Source organism: Henriciella pelagia, from assembly GCF_002088945.1.
Classification (GTDB): Bacteria; Pseudomonadota; Alphaproteobacteria; order Caulobacterales; family Hyphomonadaceae; genus Henriciella; species Henriciella pelagia.
In genome coordinates this window covers 123,663-148,139 of record NZ_NCSU01000011.1, presented here as the reverse complement: position 1 = coordinate 148,139, position 24,477 = coordinate 123,663, and the positions used below count along the sequence as shown (strand labels likewise).

26 protein-coding genes are annotated in these 24,477 nt (G+C 59.7%); 13 read left to right on the top strand and 13 right to left on the bottom strand.

Going from position 1 to position 24,477, the window contains the following annotated elements:
• Window positions 1-3 precede the first annotated feature (3 nt).
• Window positions 4-204 carry a sulfur carrier protein ThiS gene (gene thiS / locus B8746_RS10195; RefSeq protein WP_084393585.1) on the bottom strand — a complete coding sequence of 67 codons (201 nt, stop codon included), beginning with the start codon at window positions 202-204 and terminating at the stop codon, window positions 4-6.
• Window positions 205-269: 65 nt separating this feature from the next.
• On the opposite strand from thiS, the gene aroQ reads away from it, so the two are divergent.
• From aroQ to aat, 4 genes are read left to right on the top strand one after another with little or no spacing between them, the layout of a single operon-like run.
• Window positions 270-701 (top strand): type II 3-dehydroquinate dehydratase, encoded by a 432-nt coding sequence (gene aroQ, locus B8746_RS10190; RefSeq protein WP_084393584.1) that lies wholly within the window; start codon window positions 270-272, stop codon window positions 699-701.
• Window positions 702-714: 13 nt separating this feature from the next.
• On the top strand, window positions 715-1,200 hold the full coding sequence (gene accB, locus B8746_RS10185; RefSeq protein WP_084393583.1) for an acetyl-CoA carboxylase biotin carboxyl carrier protein: 486 nt from the start codon (window positions 715-717) through the stop codon (window positions 1,198-1,200).
• Between the two features lie 10 nt (window positions 1,201-1,210).
• Entirely contained in the window at window positions 1,211-2,551 is a 1,341-nt protein-coding gene (gene accC / locus B8746_RS10180) for an acetyl-CoA carboxylase biotin carboxylase subunit (RefSeq protein WP_084393582.1), read from the top strand.
• Window positions 2,552-2,565: 14 nt separating this feature from the next.
• Window positions 2,566-3,234, top strand: coding sequence for a leucyl/phenylalanyl-tRNA--protein transferase (aat, locus tag B8746_RS10175; protein WP_084393581.1), 669 nt, complete (start codon window positions 2,566-2,568; stop codon window positions 3,232-3,234).
• On the opposite strand, the gene B8746_RS10170 is transcribed toward aat, so the two are convergent.
• Genes B8746_RS10170 through B8746_RS10160 form a run of 3 tightly spaced genes read right to left on the bottom strand, consistent with a single transcriptional unit; the run spans window position 3,159 to window position 4,692 of the window.
• Window positions 3,159-3,647, bottom strand: coding sequence for a DUF2155 domain-containing protein (locus B8746_RS10170; protein WP_198943725.1), 489 nt, complete (start codon window positions 3,645-3,647; stop codon window positions 3,159-3,161). The two genes, aat and B8746_RS10170, sit on opposite strands and share 76 nt — an antisense overlap.
• Complete coding sequence (locus tag B8746_RS10165; RefSeq protein ID WP_084393580.1) at window positions 3,648-4,310, bottom strand: MlaD family protein; 663 nt, start codon at window positions 4,308-4,310, stop codon at window positions 3,648-3,650. It lies immediately after the preceding gene.
• Window positions 4,303-4,692, bottom strand: a complete 390-nt coding sequence (locus tag B8746_RS10160; RefSeq protein WP_084393579.1) for an NADH:ubiquinone oxidoreductase subunit NDUFA12 — start codon at window positions 4,690-4,692, stop codon at window positions 4,303-4,305. Before B8746_RS10160 ends, B8746_RS10165 begins: the two co-directional genes overlap by 8 nt.
• A 168-nt stretch (window positions 4,693-4,860) precedes the next feature.
• Between B8746_RS10160 and B8746_RS17255 the strand changes: the two genes are divergently transcribed.
• From B8746_RS17255 to B8746_RS10145, 3 genes are all read left to right on the top strand, one after another.
• Window positions 4,861-7,149, top strand: a complete 2,289-nt coding sequence (locus B8746_RS17255; protein ID WP_198943724.1) for a TSCPD domain-containing protein — start codon at window positions 4,861-4,863, stop codon at window positions 7,147-7,149.
• Window positions 7,150-7,260: 111 nt separating this feature from the next.
• Window positions 7,261-7,749, top strand: a complete 489-nt coding sequence (locus B8746_RS10150; RefSeq protein WP_084393578.1) for a pentapeptide repeat-containing protein — start codon at window positions 7,261-7,263, stop codon at window positions 7,747-7,749.
• Between the two features lie 100 nt (window positions 7,750-7,849).
• A complete protein-coding gene (locus tag B8746_RS10145) occupies window positions 7,850-8,611 on the top strand; it encodes a pentapeptide repeat-containing protein (protein ID WP_084393577.1) in 762 nt (253 codons plus the stop codon).
• 53 nt (window positions 8,612-8,664) lie between these two features.
• Here the strand turns inward: B8746_RS10145 and aspS are convergent, their stop codons facing one another.
• Window positions 8,665-10,455, bottom strand: a complete 1,791-nt coding sequence (gene aspS, locus B8746_RS10140) for an aspartate--tRNA ligase (protein WP_084393576.1) — start codon at window positions 10,453-10,455, stop codon at window positions 8,665-8,667.
• Window positions 10,456-10,546: 91 nt separating this feature from the next.
• Here aspS and rnd point away from each other — a divergent pair, with 91 nt between their 5' ends.
• The gene (gene rnd, locus B8746_RS10135) at window positions 10,547-11,719 is read left to right on the top strand and encodes a ribonuclease D (RefSeq protein WP_084393575.1); all 1,173 of its coding nucleotides are present in this window, start codon (window positions 10,547-10,549) and stop codon (window positions 11,717-11,719) included.
• Here rnd and B8746_RS10130 read toward each other — a convergent pair.
• From B8746_RS10130 to B8746_RS10115, 4 genes are read right to left on the bottom strand one after another with little or no spacing between them, the layout of a single operon-like run.
• Window positions 11,716-13,227, bottom strand: a complete 1,512-nt coding sequence (locus B8746_RS10130) for a Ppx/GppA phosphatase family protein (RefSeq protein WP_084393574.1) — start codon at window positions 13,225-13,227, stop codon at window positions 11,716-11,718. The two genes, rnd and B8746_RS10130, sit on opposite strands and share 4 nt — an antisense overlap.
• Entirely contained in the window at window positions 13,220-15,415 is a 2,196-nt protein-coding gene (locus B8746_RS10125; protein WP_084393573.1) for an RNA degradosome polyphosphate kinase, read from the bottom strand. The genes B8746_RS10130 and B8746_RS10125 overlap by 8 nt, the downstream gene beginning before the upstream one ends.
• Window positions 15,415-16,134 carry a P-loop NTPase family protein gene (locus tag B8746_RS10120; RefSeq protein WP_084393572.1) on the bottom strand — a complete coding sequence of 240 codons (720 nt, stop codon included), beginning with the start codon at window positions 16,132-16,134 and terminating at the stop codon, window positions 15,415-15,417. The genes B8746_RS10125 and B8746_RS10120 overlap by 1 nt, the downstream gene beginning before the upstream one ends.
• A 3-nt stretch (window positions 16,135-16,137) precedes the next feature.
• Window positions 16,138-17,166 (bottom strand): hypothetical protein, encoded by a 1,029-nt coding sequence (locus B8746_RS10115; protein WP_084393571.1) that lies wholly within the window; start codon window positions 17,164-17,166, stop codon window positions 16,138-16,140.
• Between the two features lie 106 nt (window positions 17,167-17,272).
• Here B8746_RS10115 and purM point away from each other — a divergent pair, with 106 nt between their 5' ends.
• Together purM and purN are read left to right on the top strand one after the other, a co-directional pair.
• The gene (gene purM, locus B8746_RS10110) at window positions 17,273-18,298 is read left to right on the top strand and encodes a phosphoribosylformylglycinamidine cyclo-ligase (protein WP_084393570.1); all 1,026 of its coding nucleotides are present in this window, start codon (window positions 17,273-17,275) and stop codon (window positions 18,296-18,298) included.
• Entirely contained in the window at window positions 18,295-18,888 is a 594-nt protein-coding gene (gene purN / locus B8746_RS10105) for a phosphoribosylglycinamide formyltransferase (protein WP_084393569.1), read from the top strand. The genes purM and purN overlap by 4 nt, the downstream gene beginning before the upstream one ends.
• Here purN and B8746_RS10100 read toward each other — a convergent pair.
• On the bottom strand, window positions 18,866-19,303 hold the full coding sequence (locus tag B8746_RS10100) for a BLUF domain-containing protein (protein ID WP_084393568.1): 438 nt from the start codon (window positions 19,301-19,303) through the stop codon (window positions 18,866-18,868). The two genes, purN and B8746_RS10100, sit on opposite strands and share 23 nt — an antisense overlap.
• Window positions 19,304-19,424: 121 nt before the next feature.
• The gene (ndk, locus tag B8746_RS10095) at window positions 19,425-19,847 is read right to left on the bottom strand and encodes a nucleoside-diphosphate kinase (RefSeq protein WP_084393567.1); all 423 of its coding nucleotides are present in this window, start codon (window positions 19,845-19,847) and stop codon (window positions 19,425-19,427) included.
• Window positions 19,848-19,987: 140 nt separating this feature from the next.
• Between ndk and B8746_RS10090 the strand changes: the two genes are divergently transcribed.
• Entirely contained in the window at window positions 19,988-20,179 is a 192-nt protein-coding gene (locus B8746_RS10090) for a hypothetical protein (RefSeq protein WP_084393566.1), read from the top strand.
• Here B8746_RS10090 and B8746_RS10085 read toward each other — a convergent pair.
• Both B8746_RS10085 and B8746_RS10080 read right to left on the bottom strand, forming a co-directional pair.
• Window positions 20,176-20,646, bottom strand: coding sequence for a DNA polymerase III subunit chi (locus B8746_RS10085; RefSeq protein ID WP_084393565.1), 471 nt, complete (start codon window positions 20,644-20,646; stop codon window positions 20,176-20,178). The two genes, B8746_RS10090 and B8746_RS10085, sit on opposite strands and share 4 nt — an antisense overlap.
• A 2-nt stretch (window positions 20,647-20,648) precedes the next feature.
• Window positions 20,649-22,115, bottom strand: coding sequence for a leucyl aminopeptidase (locus B8746_RS10080; protein WP_084393564.1), 1,467 nt, complete (start codon window positions 22,113-22,115; stop codon window positions 20,649-20,651).
• Window positions 22,116-22,210: 95 nt separating this feature from the next.
• On the opposite strand from B8746_RS10080, the gene B8746_RS10075 reads away from it, so the two are divergent.
• On the top strand, window positions 22,211-23,317 hold the full coding sequence (locus tag B8746_RS10075; RefSeq protein ID WP_084393563.1) for an LptF/LptG family permease: 1,107 nt from the start codon (window positions 22,211-22,213) through the stop codon (window positions 23,315-23,317).
• The gene (gene lptG, locus B8746_RS10070) at window positions 23,317-24,432 is read left to right on the top strand and encodes an LPS export ABC transporter permease LptG (protein WP_233124151.1); all 1,116 of its coding nucleotides are present in this window, start codon (window positions 23,317-23,319) and stop codon (window positions 24,430-24,432) included. The genes B8746_RS10075 and lptG overlap by 1 nt, the downstream gene beginning before the upstream one ends.
• Window positions 24,433-24,477 lie beyond the last annotated feature (45 nt).

Here is a 24,477-nt window from a genome sequence, read left to right as displayed (position 1 = left end):
TGTTCAGCCGCCACCGACAAACTGGACAACTTCCAGCCTGTCCCCGTCTGCGAGCTGCGTCGTGGCGTGAGCAGATTTCGGGACGATTTCGCGATTTCGTTCGATCGCCATGCCGCGCGGATCATCGGTCAGTTGCCTGACCAGATCTGCCACAGTGGCGCCTTCAACGATTTCCATCGCATCTCCATTCACGAAAACCTGCATGGGCTGCCTTTCCATCTTCTGCGCACGCCTTGCCTTGTCAGAGAAAGCAGAGCAAGACCTGCAGCATGACGAAGCCGATTTATGTCCTTAATGGGCCCAACCTCAACCTTCTGGGCTCACGCGAGCCTGAAATTTATGGGCATGAGACGCTGGACGATATTCGCGACTCGATGCGCAAGCAGGCCGGGAATCGCGATATCGACTTCCGTCAGACCAATTCCGAGGGCCAATTAGTGGACTGGGTACAGGAAGCCAACCGGGAGGCCAGCGCGCTGATCCTGAATGCGGGCGCCTATACGCACACGTCCGTTGCACTGCACGATGCACTGCGCGCTTGCACCCTGCCCATCATTGAGGTTCACCTTTCAAATCCAGCCGCGAGGGAACCCTTTCGGCAAACCAATTATGTAGCGCCCGCAGCCACCGCAACGATTGCAGGACTGGGGTCTCGCGGTTATCACTTTGCACTAGATGCCGCGATAAAAATGACAGCTTGAGGACACACCATCTATGAGCACGGCAAAGACCGGCCTTGATACAGGCCTTGTTAGAGAGCTCGCTTCCATCCTGCGCGATGCAGATCTAGGCGAGGTCGAAATCGAACATGAGGGCCTGCGGATACGGGTCAGCAAATCGAGCCCGAATGCACCGGCCGCGATCCAGTACGCCGCTCCGGCTCCAGTCGCGGCCGCGTCTGCCGCAGCACCAGCACCAGCCGCAGCCGCTCCGGCAGCAGCCGCTGCCCCCGCCGCGGCGTCTCACGCCAATGCCGTGACAAGCCCCATGGTCGGTACTGTGTACCTGTCGCCAGAGCCCGGCTCGAAGCCTTTCGTAGCGGTTGGCGACAAGGTGAAGAAAGGCGACACGCTGATGCTTGTCGAAGCCATGAAGACCTTCAATCCGGTCGAAGCTCCCGCTGCCGGCACAGTGAAGGAAATCATCGTGGCAGACGCTCAGCCAGTAGAATTCGGCGAACCCCTGATCGTCATCGAATAAGGACGACGGCATGATCGAGAAAGTTCTGATCGCCAATCGCGGCGAGATTGCCCTGCGCATCCACCGCGCCTGCAAGGAAATGGGCCTTGCGACAGTCGTGGTGCATTCCGAGGCCGACCGCGATGCGATGGCCGTTCGGCTGGCCGATGAAAGCGTCTGTATCGGCCCAGCACCATCCAGCGAATCGTATCTCAAGAAATCACGAATCCTGGCGGCAGCCGAAATCACCAATGCCGATGCGATTCACCCCGGCTACGGCTTTCTTTCGGAGAACGCGCAGTTCGCCGAAATGGTCGAGGCGCACGGGCTGATCTTCATTGGCCCCAAAGCCGAGCACATCCGCACCATGGGCGACAAGATCGCCGCCAAGCAGGCGATGATCGATGCTGGCGTGCCATGTGTTCCAGGGTCCGATGGCGGTGTGGGAAGCATCAGCGAAGCCAAGAAGATCGCCAAGAAGATCGGCTATCCTGTGCTCGTGAAGGCCGCTGCCGGCGGCGGTGGGCGGGGCATGAAGGTTGCCCAGACCGAGAAAGACCTTGAAAACGCCGTCCGCACGGCGAAGACCGAAGCCAAGGCTGCTTTCGGCGACGATGCGGTCTATCTCGAGAAGTATCTCGGCAAGCCGCGCCACATCGAAATCCAGGTGATCGCCGACAGCCATGGAAACGTTGCGCATCTGTGGGAGCGCGATTGCTCGCTGCAACGCCGCCACCAGAAGGTTTTCGAAGAGGCCCCATCGCCTGCCCTTAACCAGGCGCAGCGCGAAGAGATCGGCACGATCGTCGCCAGGGCCGTGGCCAAGATTGGCTATCTGGGCGCAGGCACGATGGAATTCCTCTATGAAGACGGAAACTTCTATTTCATCGAGATGAACACGCGCCTGCAGGTCGAGCACCCGGTCACAGAGATGATCACGGGCATTGATCTTGTGCGTGAACAAATTCGCATAGCTGACGGAAAGAAGCTGTCTTTCAGCCAGGAAGACGTGATGCTCGTCGGTCATGCCATCGAGTGCCGGATCAATGCTGAACATCCGGAAACATTCGTACCGTCACCCGGCATGATTACGGAATTTCATGCGCCAGGAGGCCCGGACGTGCGGGTCGACAGTGCGGCCTATGCGGGTTACCGCATTCCACCAAATTACGACTCGATGATCGGCAAGCTCATTGTCCATGGCCGCACCCGGAACGAATGTATCATGCGTCTGCGCAGGGCGCTCGATGAGATGGTGGTTGGCGGCGTCAATACGACCCTGCCCCTGCACCAGCGCCTGGTCGACGCCAAGGATGTCGTCGATGGCAATTACAATATCCACTGGCTGGAGAAATTTCTCGCCAAGGGGTAATTGTCCGGGTCAGCATGTCTGAACGCATTGATACGGAGATGGTCCTCGACTTCTATCGTCGCGGCGTCTTTCCCATGGCCGATTCCCGTGAGGATGAGACACTGTTTCTCATCTCACCAGCCGAGCGCGGTGTCCTGCCACTCAGGGGGTTCCATATTCCGCGCCGCCTGAAACGGACAGTGCGGCAGATGCCGTACAAGGTGACGGTCGACACCGCATTCAATCGCGTCATTGATGCCTGCGCCGAGGAACAGCCCGACCGGCCCACCACCTGGATCAATACGCAGATCCAGAACATCTATGGCGCGCTTCATCGCGAAGGACACGCCCACTCCATCGAATGCTGGAATGATGAAGGCCAACTGGTGGGAGGTCTCTACGGTGTGAAGCTCGGTGCCGCATTCTTCGGCGAGAGCATGTTCTCGCGCGCAACGGATGCGTCAAAGATCGCGCTGGTTCACCTCGTGGCGCGGCTGATCGAAGGCGGGTTCGACCTGCTCGACGCGCAGTTCCACAATCCTCACCTTGAGCAGTTTGGCCTGCAGGAGATTCCCAAGGCCGAGTTCATGGTGATGTTAAAGGCCGCGCTCTCCAGGGAGGCCGACTTCTACTCTTCCGGCGCCGCTGGTGTCGACGGGCTAACGGGCGAGCGTTCGGTGCACCTGATCACCCAGACGTCGTAGACGGGATGCTCGAGCGCGCTGAGGCCGGGCGTCGATGCAAACATCCATCCCGAGAACAGCGTTTCAGCCGGATCGTCAGCGTCATCACCTGTACTGGACGACTCTACATCGCTCGCGAGCTGCGGCTCGGTCATCGACTGCATGCGGGTCGCCGTCGCAGTTTCAATCTGCAGGAAGGCAGCCGATTCCGGCGGTTCTTCGGGCGGTGTCTGGAAGCAGACCTCAAGGTCGATCTTTAGCGAGCCGTAGATGACAGGCTCGCCGACCTTGATTTCAAAGTCGGTTGAGCGGCCCGTAATCTTGTCGAGCGCCCGCAAGGTCGCCGTCTGCTCCTGATTGTAGCTGACGGCAGCCGATGGCAGAGCGGTCGCTCCTGCAATCAGCGCTGCAGCAAGATATGGCGTGAGACGCACTTATCGATCTCCTGAATTACCCAGCTCTGGACCGGTTTCATCGATTTCAGTCGATGAATCGGGAGATTCTGTGTCCTCAACTGCGTTGTCCTGACCTTCGTCGTCGCCAAAGGCGCTAAGCGAGGGCGCATCGTCTTCATAATCGGATGACGCGCCGGTATCGGATCCATCATCACCGCCAGAACCGCTCGCGAAGGATGCAAACAGAGTCAGCAGGTCGACACTGCCCTGAGTATAAAGAATTTCACCGCAGCCCGTTTCGCCGAAAAGCTTTTCGCCTTCCGGGCATGGCTCGATGGTGCCGAAGCCAGCAGCCGGCTCAAGGTTGATATAATTGCCGCCGAGCAGACCCTCGGCCTGGATCCGCGCAGAGGTGCCGTCTTCGAGCGGCACCAGATCCCGGGAGATCGCCATGGTGACGAGCGCTTCAGCGCGCTCAACATCGAGACCGATCTTGCGGACGGTGCCAACCTTCACACCCGCCATGCGGACATCCGTTCCGGCGCTGACACCGCTAACGCTGTTGAAGCGCGCACCGATTTCGACGCTGCCCGATGGCGAAGATGAGGCTTCACCGCCGCGCGCCATGGCAAACCACAGGAAAACGCCAGCAACAACCAGGACGACCGCGCCGATCAGGGTTTCGAGGATGGATTCACGCATCTGGCGTCCAGGCCTCGTAATCGCCGTCTGCCTTGCGCCGATCACCGCCTTCGCTGATCGCGCCCTTCGGACGGTAGGCAAACAGCGTTCCTGTCATGTTGGGCTTATGGTCTGTTTCCCAGGCCCGGCGATTGAGCGGCGCTTCGGTTGGCGGCTCATCAAAGGTGTAGTGCAACCAGCCATGCCAGTCTGCCGGAACCTTTGATGGTTCAGCGAGACCTTCATAGATCACGTAGCGCCGGTGGCGGCCTTCCACAGATTTCTTGCGGTCTTCATAATACTTGTTGCCGTATTCGTCGGTACCGACATGCGTGCTGCGACGCTTGATATCGAACCAGCCGCCCGGCGTGACGCCGTTCCACCAGGTGAAGAGCTTGAACATTTCTCGAGACCTCGAATCTTTCAGTCGTACTGGAATATGGGGCAAGCCATGTCGCGAATCCAGTTATGCATGGCCACACAATATCTGAACCCTACCGTCAAGACCGCAGAACACCAGTTGGCGTGTGGTCACATCGCAAACGGTAACCGCGACCTTCGGGAGTAAGCCATGAGCCAGTCAGCCGGAAAACCAGGATTGCTACAGGCGGCGCTCGCCGATGGCCGGATCAGCCCGGTGTGCCGACTTGACGACCTTGTTGCCCTGCCCGTCATGGCTCCGGAAGGGCATGAAAGCGATGCGATTGACCTTGCTGTCCGGAAACGCGAGACGATGGAGCTCTCAAAACGGACAACGCTAGGCATGGCAGACCTTGTCGAGCAGCTCGGTGCGCGGCCACGCAATGCGCAGATCGCCGAGGCGATGCTTGCCGGCCTACCGCAGCCCCTCGTCGAGGCCGGCCTGCAGCATGAACGGGGATTTGCCGGACTGGAACAGCAATTGCGCGAACAGGCGATGACTCCGCTTGCCCAGGCACCGGTCGGCCTGTCTGGTGAGCGCGTCAACAGCCTCGGTGAGCCGCTCTCCATGTGCCGCCGCAAAGGCATCAGCATCTGGGCCGGGATAGCGCCCGAATTCGGCGCATCCACGCCCGCCGTCGCCATCGACCTGTCCGCCTTCACGTCCGAATCCGGCTTCGAGGCGCAACTTGCCGCAGACACGCTGTCTTCGGTGTATCTGTCTGCCGGTTCGCCCGAACAGATGGTCGTGCTTCTGCATGGCGTGCGAGCAGCGGCGCTGGCTCTGGAGTCTCAGGGCGAGGCCGATTGCGCCAAGCGGGCGGCGGCCCTTCTTGCCTTGATGGGTGCGATGACGAGCAGCACCAGTCTGACCAAGGCTGACGCTGTCCGGCTCGGACTGCCGGGAGCGCCCGACATTTCCGTGAACCGGAATCTGATCATCGCTATCGCACCGCTGCGTCCGGATGCCGATCTTGGCTTTGCGCCTGCGAGCGATGGACTGGATGGCGCGCCCGCCCTGACGCTTTCGGATGAAGACGGGATCACCCAGCTCGCGCCGGCAGCGGCCCTTGCAGTGGCCGCGCGGGGACAGGAGACGGTGGATCAAGTCCAGGCGGCCATCGATCAGGGGGGCAACCTGGATCACCTTCCTGAAATCAATACAGAATCCCTGCGCCTGCGCGGCTTCTCAGACGAAGCCATAGCGCGGCTTCGCAATGCCATCGCCGAAGGCCTGCCCTTCAGCGCCGCCTTTTCGCGATGGGTGCTGGGCGATGATGTCCTGACCCGGGACCTGAAGCTCACGCCGGAGGCCTTTGATACAGATGGCGTCGCCCTGCTGAAAGCGATCGGGTTCTCTGACGGTGCCATCACCGCTGCAGAGGCGGCGTCCGACGGAGCGATTGAAAAGGCCGTGCTGAGCGTCTTCGAGACAGCCGGACTGACGATCCCCGACGAACCCTCATTTGTCCTGGAAACGGTCCGGCTCGCGCGCAAGCACCTCAATTCGATGCTATGCGTCGATGCATCCTTGTGGACCGAAGAAGACGTGGAAAGAGCGATTGCCGCGGGGATGTCCGTCTGGCTTGGGGCAGAACCAGAGCATGTCGACCAACGGGCCGAAGAGCGGATGTCTGAAATTCTCGCACTCGCAGAAGACCTTGCCGCAGAGTATGAGCGCGAAGCCACTATTCCCGACCTCCCGGCCGCAACCATGGGCCCCGGCTCTGCGCCGGTCCAGCGCACGCGGCTGCCAGACCGGCGCAAGGGCTATATCCAGAAGGCGACCGTGGGCGGACACAAAGTCTATCTTCATACCGGCGAATTCGACGATGGCTCGCTCGGAGAGATTTTCATCGACATGCACAAGGAAGGGGCTGCTTTCCGTTCGCTGATGAACAATTTTGCGATTGCCGTGTCGCTTGGCCTTCAATACGGCGTGCCACTGGACGAGTATGTGGACGCGTTTGTTTTCACCCGTTTTGAGCCGGCCGGCGACGTGACCGGCAATGACAGGATCACGAAAGCGACTTCCATTCTTGACTATATTTTCCGTGAACTCGCGATCTCGTATCTCGCACGAGAAGATCTTGCCGAAATTGGCGCTGACGTCAGCCATGACGGGCTGGGTCGCGGCCTGAAGGATGGCACGCGCGAAGCCCCCCAGCCTCTGCCGGACGAGGCGGTGCAGTTCATTTCAAGGGGATTTTCACGTGGCCAGCTACCAGACAATATCGTCATTCTCGACAAGAAACGCGCCGAGCGCGTCGAGGCCGCCGCCCAACCGGAGTTGCTGACTCCTGCAGAAGGTGATCCGGATTACCTGGCACAGCCCTGCCCCAATTGCGCGAGTTTTACGCTCACGACTCTCCCTGAAGAAGAAGCGCTTCACTGCGAAACGTGCGGCGAGGAAACCAGCCCGGAGAGCATCTTTAACTGAGGGCGTAACAGAGCTTGAGGCGTTAACAGGCCCGTTCACTTCGCGATAGAAACTGGCAAGCCGATTGCGACGGGCAAGGCGAAACCCTTCGTCCCTCGCTTAAGGTGTTCCATGTTGAAACAAATTGTTATCGCAGCCGCCGGCCTTTTCATGTCCGCGAGCGCGTTTGCGCAGGACGCGAGTGAGATCAGCAAGGTGCAGGCTGGGCAATCCTGCATCGGATGTAACCTCTTTCAGGCAGACCTTTCCTACCTCGATGCAAAAAATGTCGATGTTTCAAAGTCGAGACTCCGTCAGTCCGACATGCAACTGTCGACGTTTGACGATTGGAACCTGTCGGGAGCCAATCTTTCCATTGCGAACATGTTCGGGGTTCGTTTCAACCGGTCCAACTTTTCGGGCGCCGATCTGACACGCGCCAACATGGTAGGCGCCTATGTCGGAAACTCGGATTTCTCGGGCGCAAACTTGACAGAGGTTAATATTTCTGGCGCTGATTTCTCTATCGCCCGGGGACTTACCCAACACCAGTTGGATCGGGCATGTGGGGACAATTCGACGATGCTTCCAGAGGGGCTAAAGGTACGGCCATGCGCCTGATCCACCATCCCTGATGGTGCGACACGCATGCAACACCCCACACCTCTTTCACGGTCTGTCGCCGAATTAAGTTAATTGAGTGGTGGAGGACGAATAAATTATGGCCATGAGAAACACGGCCCTCAATTTTTCCATCGCAGCAATCGCAGCATTGGTACTGGCGCAGAACGGCTCTGCGGACGCGCAGGAATCCAGTCATCATGTTGCTTGGGCACCGTCTTATGGCGGGTCATGCCAGGCGTGCGACCTGCGAGGCCGCAACATGTCCGGATGGGACATATCGCGCGCGAATTATCCGGATACTGATCTGTCGGAGTCCCTTTTGAGGGGCACGCGTGCCGTCGGCGTTGTCTTTACGAACGCTGTTGCTCTGAACACTGATTTTCGCCAAGCGACGCTTGATGATGCAAAGTTCATCGACGCCCATCTTGAGACCTCACGCTTCGACAAGGCAAGCTTGCGCAATGCTGACCTGTCCAGGGCTGTCATGACCGACACAAAACTTCGGGGTGCCATCCTGACGGGCGCGACAGCGCGGCGGACTGATTTTTCCGGCGCTCTCGGCCAGAGAGCCGACTTCTCAGGTGCAAATCTTGGAAATGCACGCTTCGTCAACGCCAAACTCAACAATGCCGTTTTTTACAATGCTGTCCTGACCGGCGCGACATTTGCCGGCGCAGATCTGAGCGGTGCCAACCTGTCCAGTATGCGGCTTAGTGAAGTGAACTTCGACGGCGCGACGGGCCTAGAGACGGCAAACTTCGAAAACAGCTGCGCGGCAGCAGGAACGATCCTGCCCGCCGGGGTAGAGCTCTCACCCTGCCCTCCGCTGGAGGGCACGTTCACCCTGAATTTCGACTAGGTTCTGCGCAGACCAGAATTGCAAAGGGCGCCCGGTGAGGCGCCCTTTTTGTTTCAGTCTTTCTTCACTTGCGGTGCAAGGCGAAGATTGAGCTCTTTCAGCTGAGCATCTTCCGCCGGTGCAGGTGCGCCCATGAGCAGGTCGACGGCCTGCTGGTTCATCGGGAAGAGCGCAATGTCGCGCAGATTCTTCGCACCGCACAGGATCATCACGATCCGGTCGATACCGGCCGCCATCCCGCCGTGCGGAGGCGCGCCATACTGGAAGGCGCGGTAGAGGCCGCCGAAGCGATCCTCGACGTCCTGCTTGAACAGTCCGACCTTCTCGAACGCCTTCACCATCAGCTCCGGCACATGGTTGCGGATACCGCCCGACACGATCTCGTAGCCGTTGCAGACAAGGTCATACTGCCAGGCCTTGAGGTCGAGTGGGTCCTGAGTGTTGAACGCTTCGAGACCGCCCTGCGGCATGGAGAACGGGTTGTGCGAGAAGTCGATGCGCTTCTCTTCCTCGTCCCATTCATAGAAGGGGAAGTCGACAATCCAGGCGAGCTCAAACCGGTCGCGGTCGATAAGGTTCAGTTCCTCGCCGACGCGGGCACGGGCTGCGCCTGCAAAGGTCGCGAAGGATTTCGGATCGCCAGCTGCGAAGAAGCAGGCATCGCCCGCTTCAAGACCGAGTTGCGCGCGAATGGCTTCGGTGCGCTCTGGGCCGATATTTTTGGCGATTGGACCTGCGCCAGCGACGGCGCCCTCTTCCTCGCGCCAGAAGATATAACCGAGGCCTGGCTGGCCCTCGCCCTGCGCCCACGAATTCATACGATCACAGAAGGCGCGGCTGCCGCCCGTCTTGGCCGGGATGGCCCAAACTTCAACTTTCGGGTCGCGCTCAATCATGCCGGCGAAGACCTTGAAGCCTGAGCCAGCGAAATGCTCGGTGACGGCCTCCATCTCGATCGGGATGCGAAGGTCCGGCTTGTCGGAGCCGTATTTGCGCATGGCCTCATCATACGGGATGCGGCGGAATTCCTGCGTGACCGGCTTGCCCTCGCCAAATTCCTCAAAGATGCCGCGGAAGACAGGCTCCATCGTTGCGAAGAGGTCGTCCTGTGTGACGAAGCTCATTTCGAGGTCGAGCTGGTAGAATTCGCCATAGAAACGGTCGGCGCGCGGGTCCTCGTCGCGGAAGCAGGGCGCGATCTGGAAGTACTTGTCGAAGCCAGAGACCATGAGCAGTTGCTTGTACTGCTGCGGGGCCTGCGGGAGGGCGTAGAACTCACCGGGGTGCAGGCGCGACGGCACGAGGAAGTCGCGCGCGCCTTCCGGCGAGGAGGCCGTCAGGATCGGGGTCTGGAACTCTGTGAAGCCCTTGTCCTGCATGCGGGTGCGCATTGAGGAAATGACCTTGGTCCGCGTCATGATATGACCGTGCAATGTCTCCCGGCGCAGATCCAGGAAGCGGTATTTAAGGCGGACCTCTTCGGGGTATTCCGGCTCACCAAACACAGGCAGCGGCAGCTCAGCAGCGGCGGACTGGACCGTCACCTCGCCGGCGACCACTTCGATCTCGCCGGTTTCGAGATTTGGGTTCACAAGCGACTCATCGCGCGCAACAACCTTGCCGTTCACGGTGAGGACGCTTTCCGCACGAAGGCGCTCAACGGTCTCAAATCCCGGCGAGCCCGGATTAAACACGCACTGGGTCAGCCCATAGTGATCGCGCAGGTCAATGAAGATAACGCCGCCATGGTCGCGGCGACGGTGCAGCCACCCAGACAGCTTCACCGTCTCCCCGACGTGAGACTTCGTAAGTTCGCCGCAAGTATGCGAGCGGTATGCGTGCATTCTATCGCTCCGAGGATTTTCTCATTTGAGACAAGCTTTTGACCAGCAAGCCTCTCGCCTTTGTTCTGCGGATGCGATACGCGTGCGCGCCATGACTGACAAGACACTGACGCCTATTAGTGAACAGGGTGAACTGCAAAAGTTCTGCGATTCCCTGTCGAAAAGCGATTTTATCTGCGTCGATACGGAATTTCACCGCGAAACCACTTTCTGGCCGGAGCTGTGTCTCATCCAGGCGTCGGCCCCCGGTGTCGAGGGCCTGATCGACCCGATGGTCAAAGGATTGGACCTCAAACCTTTCCTCGACCTGATGGCGGACACCAGCCGCGTGAAGGTGTTTCACGCCGCGCGGCAGGACATGGAGATCTTCAACAAGCTGATCGGTGCGCCGCCCGCGCCGGTCTTTGATACGCAGGTTGCAGCGATGGCGCTGGGTCTTGGCGATTCGATTTCCTATGACAATCTCATCCAGCGCACCCTGCGCCGCCAGATCGACAAGTCGAGCCAGTTCACCGACTGGAAGCGCCGCCCGCTTTCGGACAAGCAGCTCGCCTATGCGCTTGGCGATGTCACGCATCTTCGTGATGCCTATATCCAGATGCACAATGAGCTTGAGAAGCTCGGCCGGCTTGGCTGGATTGAAGATGAGATGGCAGCAATATCCGATGCAGCTCTCTACAACACCGACCCGAAGGAAGCGTGGCAGCGGCTTAAATTCCGCAAGACGCACAAGGATTACCTAGCTGTGTTCGTGGCCGTGGCCGAATGGCGCGAGCGTCAGGCCCAGACCCTTGACCGGCCGAGACGGCGTATCCTGAAGGATGAAGCGATCCAGGAGATTGCCGACCAGAAGCCGAAAACCGCCGAACAGTTCGACCGGCTTCGGTCTGTTCCGAACGGCTTCATCCGGTCTCGCAACGCTGACGGCCTGCTGGAAACGGTTGAAGCCGCAATTGCAGATCCCGACGCCTATGCGCCGAAACTTCCAAAACGACAGCACAATCCTCAAACACCCGCAGGCGCACCGGAAATGCTGAAGGTGCTGCTGAAGGCTGTCAGTGATGATATCAACGTCGTGCCGCGCCTCATTGCGAACGCCGCCGATATCGAACGAATCGCCCGCGGTGAGACCTCAAATGATATTCCAGCGCTCACGGGCTGGCGTAACGAAGTCTTTGGAACGAAAGCGCGGGCGCTGCTGACGGGCGAACTCGCCCTGTCATTCCAGGACGGACAGGTGCGCCTGTTCGAACCGAAGCACTAGGAACTGGCCGACTCCAGCACCGACACTTCCGGATTGAGGTCCATTATGGACGCAAGCTGGCTTAGGCGTTTCTGAACGGTCGCGGAAACCATGTCTTGACAGCCTGGAACGACGTCGAGGACGAGTTTCGATTTTGTCGTCCTCAGGCGTATCTGCTTCAGCAAGGGGGCTGTCCGGCCGGAGTAGACCGCGCCCAGCCGCATCGCCGCGCCCATGACGCGGGCCAGATGATCGTCGGAATCCCTGCCTAGCCGCGTGAAGGCCTTCGGACGCTGGAATTTGTGCGTGTAGCGCGCGCCAGTCGCATGAGCCAGAAGCACGCGGTCTTCATGCGACATACTGCGGATCGGCGAGCGGAGAATGAGGTAATAGGCCATGTCCGCACGATGATCAGGATGGAACCGTCCGCCGCAATCAGCCATCAGACAGGCCGCGCGGAAGATCCGCTGCTTGGCAACTGATTTGGGCAGGACGGGTCGCACGAATTCATAGAGGGCAAGGCCGAATTCATACTGGGATTTGTCCAGCCTCAGAAACGCCGCCGTCCCATCGAGCAATGGATCACCAGCTGGGCTTCCCGTCGATTCGAACAGGACCTGGTCGCGCTGGTCGAACAGGACGCCATCCCTGAGGCCATTTGCCGAGATCACGACTTCCTTGAACTCGCCGGCATCGAAAACTTCGTCGAGGACCAGCGCTGCATGGATGATGGTGTCGAAGCGGCGGCCGACGATGGAAGACACCCGGCTCGCCATGTCCTTGTCGCGCTGGATCGACAGGATTTCGCGGGTCAGAAGGCGGATCGCCGATCCGTTCATCCGGTAGCCGTGCAGGATGCCGAGCGGATAAGCCGTCAGTTCGATATGTACACTCGCCAGCGCCCGCCATGACCCTCCGACGGCATAGAGGCGGCGCGCGCCCGACTTGAGGATGTCCGATTGTCTGAGCACGCGGCGGATTGCCTTCCGGTGATCGGCAATCCGGGTATCGTCGCTCATGGAGAGTGAGAACGGGCCGAGCGGATGGGTCTCTCCCAGTCCGTCCTGACCGGCGGGGGTGATGCGCTGGAATTCGAGGCTGGAGCCGCCAAGGTCACCAACGATGCCGTCCGGCATGTCGAACCCTACCCTCACGCCGAGCGATGACAGCCGGCCCTCATCCGCCCCCGACAGGATGCGGAGCTTTGCACCGAGCTCCGTCGCAGCGCGCCGGGCAAATTCCGGCCCGTCGGCAGCTTCGCGGACCGCTGCCGTGGCAACGGCGATCACCTCGTTGACATTGAGACCCGTGAGGATGGCGCGAAAGCGGCGAAGCGCAGCAATGGCCTGGTTCACACCTTCCGGGGACAGACGCCCCGTTTCGGGCAGTCCACGGCCAAGTCCAGCCAGCACTTTCTCGTTGAAATACGGCAGCGCGGCCGACCCGGTCACTTCGTATATGACAAGCCGGACCGAGTTCGACCCAATATCGACGACGGCAGACTTTTCCGGTGACAGGGATCTAAGCATTCTGTTTCTTGTTGCGCTTCTTCGGGGCCAGGCGCGGCGGGATACTCACGACGAGCGCGTTACCGCGACCTGAAAGGCTCGGATTTTCCATGAAGTAACGGTGAGCACTGAAGCCGTCGCCGCGTTCGGGCGGACGCAGGCGGAAGAAGCTTCCGTCGCCGTCCATTTCCCAGCTTTGCTCGTCATCATTGAGATTTGCGATCATGATCTGGTTCAGGACCTGCCGGTGTACGGTGGGGTTTTCGATGGGCACAAGCGCCTCAACGCGCCGCTTGAGATTACGCTGCATCCAGTCCGCAGAAGAAATGAAGACCCTGGCCTTGGCGGATGGCAGGTTTTCGCCATTAGCGAAGCAGACGATGCGCGAATGTTCGAGGAAACGCCCGATGAGGCTTTTGACGTTGATATTCTCAGACAGACCCGGCACTTGCGGGCGCAAGCAGCAGATTCCGCGGACGACAAGATTGATCGGCACGCCAGCCTGACTGGCGCGGTAAAGCGCATCAATGACATCACCGTCCACCAGCGAATTCATTTTTGCCCAAACACCGCTCGGCTTGCCAGCCCTGGCATTTGCGGCCTCCCTGTCGATGAGATCGACCAGCGTCTTCTCAAGCGTTCGCGGCGACATCGAAATCTTCTCGAAATCTGGCGCATTTTCAGGCGGTTCGCGATAGGCGGTGATGTAGTTGAAAAGCCGGTTGGCGTCCCGTCCTAGGGCTGCGTCGGCGGTGAACAGCGACAAGTCTGTGTAGATGCGGGCCGTCACCGGGTGATAGTTTCCCGTTCCAAAGTGGGTGTAGGTCTGCAGCTTCGAGCCTTCACGCCGCACGACAAGCGAGACCTTTGCGTGGGTCTTGTAGTCGATAAAGCCGTAGACGACCTGCACCCCTGCCCGCTCCAGATCGCGCGCCAGCCGAAGATTGGTCTCCTCATCGAAGCGTGCCTTGATTTCGACCAGGGCGGTGACGTTCTTGCCCATCTCGGCTGCTTCGGTCAGCGCGGCGACAATGGGCGAATTGAGCGTCGTGCGATACAGGGTCTGCTTGATGGCGATGACGTCCGGATCAATTGCCGCCTGCCGGATGAACTGAACGACCACGTCGAAGGATTCATAAGGGTGGTGAACGATGAAGTCCTTGGCTCGGATCGAAGCGAAACAGTCGCCTCCCATCTCGCGAATGCGTTCCGGATAGCGCGGCTCGTAGAGTTTGAACTGCAGGTCGGCCCGATCATCGACAATCAGTTCTGACAGGCTCTTCATGCCGAGCAGGCCATGCAGGATCATGATGTCGCGAGGCTCTGATCCGATCTCGCGGGTGATGAATTCGCGTAGCTGGTCGGGGGCGTCGCCGTCGATATGGATACGCACGATCCGGCCTCGCCGGCGTTGCTTCAGCAGGATCTCGAACTCATGGATGAGGTCTTCGGCCTCTTCCTCGATTTCGATATCGCTGTCGCGAACAATGCGGAAGACGCAGTGCCCCGTTGATGTGTAGCCGGGAAACAGCATGTCCATGAATTCGGCAATCACGCTTTCCAGCCGGATGAAACGAATACCCTGCTTAGCCTTGTCCGGCAGCCGGATGAAACGGGGCGAGAATGCCGGCATTGGCACGAGGCCGACCATAGCTTCAGCGCCCGGCTGGTCAGGAACTAGCTGGAAGGCCACCGCAAAGCCGAGATTCGGAATGAAGGGAAACGGGTGCGCCGGGTCGACCGCCTGGGGTGTCAGGATGGGAAAGACATTGTCTGCGAAGTGAGTTTTGAGCCACTTCAGGTCAGCCTTGGACAGCTCCGAAGTTGGCTCCACATGGATTTTCTCCTCAGCCAGAAGATCCCTGAGCTCTTTCCAGCAGGCCTGCTGGGCTTCCATCAGGGAGGCAGACTGCTTCTCAATGGCTTCGACCTGCTGGCCGGGCGTCATGCCCTCCTGGCTGACCTTGGTCACGCCTGCACGATACTGCTCGCGCAGGCCCGCATAGCGCACCATGAAGAACTCATCGAGATTGTTCGCCGAGATCGACAGGAAACGGAGCCGCTCAAGCAGGGGGTGGGAAATGTTGTGGGCTTCCTCGAGGACGCGCTCATTGAAGCGGAGCCAGGATAATTCCCGGTTCAGAAACCGGTCGGGGCTTTTCATGAGAACCGCTGCAGTCTTTTCATCGGTCTCAGCAGCCTCGGGCATCAGTCATCCTCATCTTCGAATAGCGGTCGCGTTCCGTCCATCTCATCCAGAACTTCCCGGCTGAGCGGAACGGTTACCTCACGGCCATCTATCATCTCGTGAAGATTTTCAACGAAAGTTTCTATGGCAATGTAGCTGCGCTCAATGCGGGCGAGGAGGTAAGTCTCAACTTCACTCGGCAGTTTCAGGTAGCGGCGCTTCATGGCCCGTTTCAGCCGGATGGAGACCATCTCGTCGTCAGGCGGTGCGAGTTCGACCAGCGTCATGGATTTAAGACGCGATGCCAGATCCGGAAGCTTCACGCGCCACTGGGCCGGCGCAGTATTTCCTGTGAGGAGCAGTGACCCGCCTGCGCGCGCTGTGAGATTGATCGCCGAAAGCAGATTGTCCTCATTGCGGACATCCTGCGCGACGTCGATCGCGAAGGGCTGGCTGGCCAGTTTTTCAAGTTTCTTATGGGACAACTTGTCGAACGCCTTGGCCGACAAGAGCACGCCGCCTGCATGCTCAGTCCAGGCGGCGGCCGCCGTGGTCAGACCCGATTTTGGCCCGCCAACCAGGGCAAGCGCAGGCATGCGCCAGTCAGGCCAGCGCTTCAGCGTCGCGATCGCCGTCCGGTTGCATGCCGTGACAGAAAGCGTTTCCAGCGTCAGAACAGATTCAGGGAAGTCGAGTTTGAGCTGGCGACTTTTCTTCGGCTTGTCTTCAGAAGCGGTCAATCTTCACTCGGCGTCAGAATACTGGGAGACTGCCGACGTCATAACCCAGCCCATCATATCCGGGTCAAGGGTTATCCCGCGTTCGCGAAGATTGCTGACAAGCCTCTGTTCATCACCGGCATAAACAAACTTCACGACAGCCCCTTCCTTTGAAAGACCTTCCACCGCGAAATCGAATATCAGCGGGGAACGCGCAAGTGCAGTGCGAAGCGTGTTCCATTCGACGAGAGAGGTGAAGAAGACTGTGGAACGAGCCGGCGTCCGTGTCGTCGTCCGGATGATCGACTGATCCTTCCAGATCGCGTCCAACGTTTCAGCAGCTGCGATGGCGGCCTCTTCGAGAGTCGGCGCGGAGCCGGTTGAACCAAGTTCAATTTCGCCCGCGGCCGTGACGGAGACGAGATCCACGCGGAAGGCACCCATGTTGCCTCTCAGGATCGCCTTAATGGCGCGGCGGGCGTCTGAGGCTTCCACTTCAGGGCGCATCGCGAACCAGCCCGCATCGGCCGATATGGCGCTGGAGCGCGACACGGTGAACGGTGCGAGTCTACCCTGCGACTGTTCGGGCCATGCGGAAGCCCAGGCGAAACTGTCAACCTGGTCAGACACTGGGAATACGACGGCGCGCGGGGCAGAACTGTCCACATACGGGATGGAGCGCTCTTCGAGGAAGGTACGAACCATGACCGGATTGTAGACCACTGCGATCTTGCCGACATATCGTCCGCCGCCGCGTGTCTCTTCCTCGACGTCCACGGCAGCCGCAAGGCGATTTGCTGTTTCAGCATCGATCATGCCTGGTGTGATCTTGCCTGCGCGGTCCTGTGGCAGCGTCAGGCGGTCGATCAGGCGGTAGGCCCCCATGATGCGTGCGGAGGTGAAGGCACGTTGCTGAGCCTCGATGACAGATGCGGCGGTTTCGTCGACCGGGATGTCACGGATCGTATAGACTTCGCGGATCTGCGCATGTGCAGCGCTTGCAAGGCCAAACAGGACGGTCAGGCTCACAATCAACACTCGAATCATCTGCATGCCTTTCTCGAATCCGCACCCGGTCCTTCCTAGCAGGCCAACCCGGTCTCTGGAACCGCTTGTTGTGACTGGCAGAAGCAGGACGCTCATGCTAACGCGCTCATCCATGACGACCAAAGACAATACTCCGCTTTCTTATAAGGATGCCGGTGTCGATATTGAGGCAGGCGAACGCCTCGTCGACGCCATCTCTCCCCTCGCCAAGGCGACCAGGCGCGCTGGCGTGATGGGTGGGCTCGGCGGGTTCGGTGCCCTGTTCGACCTGAAGAAGGATGGCTGGTCCGATCCGGTCCTCGTCTCGGGAACAGATGGCGTCGGCACAAAGCTCATGCTGGCCTTCGATACAGGCATTCATAACACTGTCGGCATCGACCTCGTCGCCATGTGCGCGAATGACGTGTTGGCGCAGGGAGCTGAGCCGCTCTTCTTTCTCGACTATTTCGCCTGCGGAAAGCTGGAGGGAGGCATCGCTGAGGCGGTGATTTCCGGCATTGCGGAGGGGTGTAAGCAGGCCGGCTGCGCGCTGGTTGGCGGCGAGACGGCCGAGATGCCCGGCATGTATCCGCCAGGCCATTATGATCTGGCCGGGTTCGTGGTCGGCGCGGTCGAGCGTTCCGATATCGTGCCACGCATGGGCGACATGAAGGCCGGCGATGTCCTCATCGGTATCGCCTCCTCCGGACCGCACTCGAATGGCTATTCGCTGATACGCCGCATTGTGGAGCGCACAGGCCTGAAATGGGACGCGGCGTCGCCTTTCGGAGCGGGAACATTGGGCGAGGCGCTTCTGACGCCGACCCGGCTCTACTCGAAGGCTGCCCTGCCTCTCATCAAGGGGGGCAGGATCAAGGGCCTCGCGCACATTACGGGCGGCGGTCTCACTGAGAACGTGCCCCGTATGCTACCCGACCATCTGACGCCCCGATTCGACCGCTCGAGTTGGACAGCGCCGGACGTGTTCCACTGGCTTCAGTCGGAAGGCCGGGTTGATGAGGACGAAATGCACCGGACTTTCAATATGGGTATCGGGCTCGTCTTTGCTGTCGCCCCGCAAGATGTTGATGAGATTGTGAGCGAGCTTTCCGACCTTGGCGAGAGACCTGTGATCATTGGCGAGGTTTCCGAGAAGTGAGCCGGTTGCGGCTTGCCATCCTGATTTCCGGGCGCGGCACCAATATGGAGCGGTTGCTGGAAGCAGCGTCTGAGCCCGGTTACCCGGCCGAAGCCAGACTGGTCCTGTCGAACAAAACGTCGGCAGCGGGACTTGATACGGCACGACGGGCCGACGTCGAAGCGCTTGCCATTCCGCACCGCGACTTCGAAGATCGCGAAAGCTTCGAGCGCGCCATGGACAGAGCCCTGCAGGAGCGCGGCATCGAGATTATTGCGCTGGCCGGCTTCATGCGGGTCCTGACGCCGTGGTTTGTGGGCCGTTGGTCGGGCCGGCTCATCAATATTCATCCATCCCTCCTGCCGAAATATCCGGGGCTCGATACGCATGCACGCGCCATCGCGGCCGGTGATGAAGAAGCCGGATGTTCGGTGCATTGGGTCACCGAAGGTGTCGACGAGGGGGACGTGATCGCGCAGGCGCGGGTTCCTGTCCTGAAGGACGATACAGCGGAATCGCTGGCGGAGCGCGTTCTGATCGAAGAACACAAGCTCTATCCGGACGCACTTGCTGAAGCCTGCCGGCAGATCACGCGGCGTCCCGCATCCTGACGCTGGTGACAAACGCACGCAGATAGACATTCAGCATGGGATGGTCTTCGAACTCACCGGACTTGCAGCTACCCACCACCGACATGATGTCGCCGAGGAGTCGCGTCTGCATGGCTTCAAGGGCCTCTCCAGGACGATAGGCCATGGTCCAGTCCGGAAACATGCGTGCTGCAACGGGTTCAGCCAGCAGGGCCTTGCAATCAGTGTGGCGCCAGTCACGACGGATACGAGCATAAAGCTGCGTCAGCGTGCTGTGCTCACCTTCGAGAACCTGAAGGAACACCCCTTCATGAAAGACGAGCAGGCCGGTTATGCCGACATTGCGATTGTTTGCTCGCGCGTGCCCCAGGATATCGTTGATGTGCGACGGCTTGAGGTTGTATCGCGCCGAACTCGTATAGATGAGGCGTTGCATTCTCTAAGACCTGCAGGGAATTCACCTCGGACTCTGGCCCGCATCGGTTAATGCAGGTTTACCTATACAAAAAAGCCCCGCCGCAAGCGACAGGGCCTTTTTTCAATCGTTTTTGACAAGCTTAGCCGACAATGTCGGCCAGGCTGAAGAATTGCGCGATCTCGATCGCTGCATTCTCTTCGCTGTCGGAGCCGTGGACGGAGTTTTCGCCGATCGATTTTGCAAAGAGCTTGCGAATGGTGCCGTCTGCCGCTTCGGTCGGGTTGGTGGCGCCCATGACATCGCGATAGGCTTTGACGGCGTTCTCACCTTCGAGGACCTGAACAACCACGGGGCCTGAGGTCATGAAGTCGACGAGTTCGCCAAAGAACGGACGTTCCTTGTGAACGTCGTAAAAGCGTTCGGCCTGCTCGCGCGTCATCTTGATGCGGCGCTGGCCAATAATGCGCAGTCCGGCCTTCTCGATCACCGCGTTGACGGCGCCGGTCAGATTGCGCTCGGTCGCGTCCGGCTTGATGATGGAAAATGTACGCTGGATAGCCATGAACGGCTCCTTGTTTATCAGGTGAAATGCTTGGCGCGGCCTATAGCTGGACCGCGCGCCGGGGGCAACAGCTGGCTGACACGAAGACGCGCATCGGCTAGGCTAAATGGTTCACGGCACGGATTCGAAAGGAAACCAGCATGACCGGAATATTGCGGCTGATGATCGCCCTCGCCCTGATGATTTCGGCGGTCTATGCCGTCATCTGGCTGTGGACGGGTACATTGCCTGATTATGGCCGCGAAATCCTCGGCACGCTCGGTATCATTACCCTCGTATCACTTGCGGTGCTTTTGCTGTCGAAGCCGGCAGGTGGGAAACCGAACTCCTAGCCCGCTTCTTTCCAGCCGCCCTGCTCGGTCTGCTGGAAGTATCGGGTCGTAAGGCCGGCATCCGAAGCGGACTTGTAGAGCTGACGCGCCTTGTTGCGCACAGGCATGTCGCCATCATCAAACATCACCATGCACCGCTCATAAGGAGCATGTATCGCCATATCCGCGCCATCCATCAAGAGGGCGACAGCGGCTTCGTTGAGATTGTCGCTCTTTTCGGCGATCAGAATGGGTTGGCGTGCCGGATCGAGACCTGCTGCTTCCGCCTGGCCGTGCGGCAGGAAACTCTGGTCGTCATATTTCCAGAGCGCCTGATCGAGCGCGCCTCGGCGACGGATATCGGGGCTGACGGCGAGGACGCGCCAGCCCCTTTCCAGGCATTTCTCAAGCAATGGACCAGCCGCTTGCTCAAGCGTGGTGCGCTTGAGATGGTAGAACCACCATTCAGGCTTGCCGGTCTCGCTCAATCCTAAGCCTCGTAATTGTCCGCAATCCAGCGATCGAGGAGGCGCGGGCCGTAGCCGGACGCCCAGCTTGGATCAAGCGGCGACTTCTCGCCTTCGACCCAGGCGACGCCTGCGATGTCGAGGTGGGTCCACTTCTGACCGTCGCGGATAAAGCGCTTGAGGAATTGCGCGGCCGTGATCGAGCCGGCTGGGCGTCCGCCAATATTCCGCATGTCGGCGAATTTCGACTTGAGAAGCTTGTCGTATTCCGGGCCGAGCGGCAATCGCCATACGCGCTCGCCGGTTTCGAGGCCTGCCTTGGTCAAGCCTTCCGCCATGCCATCATCATCGGTGAAAAGACCTGCATGGTAATGGCCGAGGGAGATGACGATCGCGCCGGTCAGGGTCGCGAGATCAACAATCGCCTCTGGCTTGTAGAATTCCTGCGCGTACCAGAGCACATCAGCGAGCACGAGACGGCCTTCAGCGTCGGTGTTCTGGACTTCGATAGTCTGACCGGAGGCCGATTTCAGGATATCGCCGGGACGAATGGCATTTCCGTCGGGCATATTCTCGACGAGACCGACGAGACCGACGACGTTCGCCTTTGCCTTCCGCTTGGCGAGCGACAGCATCGTGCCGACCACTGCTGCAGAGCCGCCCATGTCGCCGCGCATGTCTTCCATGCCTGGTCCGGGCTTAATGGAGATGCCGCCGGTGTCAAAGCAGACGCCCTTGCCAACCAGCGCGACGGGCGCATCGCCGGACTTGCCGCCATTCCACTTCATAATGGCGAGCTTGGATTCCTTGACACTGCCCTGGCCGACACCGAGCAGTGAGCCCATCCCCAGCTTCTCCATTTCGGCTTCGCCGAGAATCTGAACTTCGAGACCTTCCTTCTCCAGCGCCTTGATGCGGTTGGCATAGGATTCCGGATAGAGGTCGTTCGGCGGAAGGTTTACCAGGGTGCGGGCGAGCGCCGTGCCGGCTGCTGCGGCTGCGAGCGGCGCGTATGCTGTCTTAGCCGCTTTGGCGTCAGGCACAACGACCGTGAACGTCTTGAGGCTGGGCTTGTCCTCCGCTTTGAGCTTGGTGAAATAGTCGTCGAAGCGGTAGGCAGCAAGCTCTGCGCCCTGCGCAGCGTGTGTCGCTGTATCGATATCATCCACATGAAGCGCCAGTGACTTGAAGCCGCTATTGGCCTGGGTCTTCACCAGAAGTGCGCCGATCTTTTCCTGTGCCCGGGCATCGCGTTCCTTGGGCTTGCCACCGCCAATCAGGACGGCACGGCGCGAAGGGGCGGATTTCGACAAGACGACATAAGCCTGCTGGCCAAGCTTGCCCGTGAAGCGCTCCTGTTCAAGCGCTTCGGTCAGCAGGCCATCACTGACCTCGTCCAGTGATCTGGCTGCTGCAGGCAGCGTTCCATTCTCGTCGACAACAAAAGCAGCGATGTCTGCATCGACTTGTTCTGCGAAAGCAATTTTCATGAATAAACTCCGTTTGTTGCCGAAACTAAACATCGACGCGCGCCAATCAACTCGCTAGGCAAGGCGCAGAGCAAAAAATAGCACCTGACTCGCCCATGAATCGCATCCAGAGCTATCTCTTCAAGCAAGTGTTCCGCTCTGTTGTCGTAATTGTCGGCGGCCTGACCCTGCTTGCCATTCTGGCGCAGGGCTTGTCGCAGACCGATTTGATCATCGAGAACCGGCAATCGGCGCTGACCTTCTTCTATGTCGTGGCGCTTGGCTCTCCGCAGATCATCGCTTTGCTGACGCCACTCGCCATTTTCGTCGCAACCATCTGGTCGCTGAACAAGCTCCACCGGGATAATGAAATCGTTGTGGCCGGCGCCGCTGGCATGACGCGATGGCAGATCGCATCGCCGATCATCCGGCTTGCAGTCCTTGCTGCGCTCGCCCTGCTTGCGGTCAATCTCTGGGTCCAGCCGACCGCGCAACGCGCCCTGCGCGAAACGGTCACCGAAGCGCGCGCCGATCTCGCCACATCTCTCGTCCGGCCCGGACAGTTCACCAAGGCCGGTGATGATCTCACCGTGTTCGCCCGCGAATCACGCGGCGGTGACCTTATCGGCGTGCTGATTTCGGACAATCGCCAGGATGCGCGGGACTATCTCGCCCAGCGCGGCCGTTTCGTCGAAGTTGACGGTTCGCCAAGCATCGTGATGTGGGAAGGCCAGATCCACCAGACTGATTCCAATGGGGCGCTCAGCATCCTCGATTTCGACCAGTCAACCTTCGATCTTACCCCCTTCATGGAAGACCGCGGCGCCGTTGTGCTGAAGGCGTCGGACCGCTACCTGCACGAACTCGTCAATATTGACCGCACCAATTACCAGCAGATTCAGGACGCCGACAAATTTGTCGCTGAGGCGCATGCCAGGCTGACGACCCCGCTTGTCAGTATCACCATGGCGCTGATCGCGATCATGGCTGTGCTGGGCGGTGATTTCAATCGACGCGGGTATAACCGCCGGATCGTGTTCGCGACGACCGGCGCGATCGGCCTCGTCATGGTCCAGCTTACCATCCAGTCGGCGAGTGCTGACAATGTGATGGTCAATTTCGGACAGTGGCTCGTTCCGCTCGGGACCTTGCTGGTTCTGGCGATGATCTTCTTCAAATGGCGGCTGAAGCCCGCCCACAGGGTCCAGGGGGTCACGCGCTGATGCTCAACCGGATCCAGCGCTACATCTTCATGCAGTGCGTGACCAGCCTCGCCCTGGTGATCACGATTTTTGTCGTGACCATCCTGCTGGTCGATGTTGTCGAGCAGCTGCGCACGGTGGGCGGAGACGTCGACCTGTCTCCAATGCAGGCCGTGCAGCTTTCTGCGATGAAGCTTCCCGGACTGATCGAGGAGACCCTGCCATTCGCGATCCTTGTCGCGGCGATGATGGCATTCAGCCGGCTCAACAAACGCTCGGAACTGTCGGTCATTCGCGCGACGGGCATGTCGGCCTGGCAGTTCCTGCAGCCGCTCATTGTGATGTCTGTCCTGCTTGGTCTGTTTGCGGTCGGCGTGCTGAACCCGCTTGGCTCGCGCCTTTCAAACCAGTTCGAGGAAACGCGAAACGCGATCCTGATGTCCGGCGGCGTGCAGCCTGATTCCAGCCGCACGGATGTCTGGCTGCGGCAAGGCGACGGGAATACGCAGATCGTGATCCATGCAGAGTCCGTCGACAGTACGGGCCAGGTCTTCGAGAATGTGAAACTGCTGGAGGAAGGCCGGGTCTTCGTCGATGGCCGCCCCACCCAGCGTTTCAACTTCGTCCGCCGGATTGATGCCGAACGGGCCCGCATCATCGATGGCTTCTGGCAGATCGAAAACATTGTGGAGAATATTCCAGGGTCGCCGCCCGAGCGGCTGCCCAGCCTCGCCATTCCTACCGACCTTGATCCCGATACTCTGCTGGACCGTTTTGTGTCACCAAGCACGATCGGTTTCTGGCGCCTGCCCGGGTTCATCCAGCAGACCGGGAAGGCCGGTCTCGATACGTCGCGCTTCCGCGTCCGTTTCTTCAGCCTGACGGCTATCCCCGTCTTCTACACATCCATGGCGCTGATTGGTGCCATCGTCTGCCTGAGGCTGTCGCGGCTGGGCGGCACAAGCCAGCTTGTGGCGATCGGCGCGCTGTCGGCGATGGGGGTGTTTTTCATCATGCAGTTCTCGTCCAGCCTCGGCGCGACAGGCGCATTGCCACCCGTTATTGCAGCATGGTCCCCTGCCCTGTTTGCCCTGTTCGCCAGCCTTACCGTCATTGCCTATCGCGAGGATGGCTGACGCAAGCACGGGTTGACAGTTGTCAGCGTCACCACCAAGTTCCGG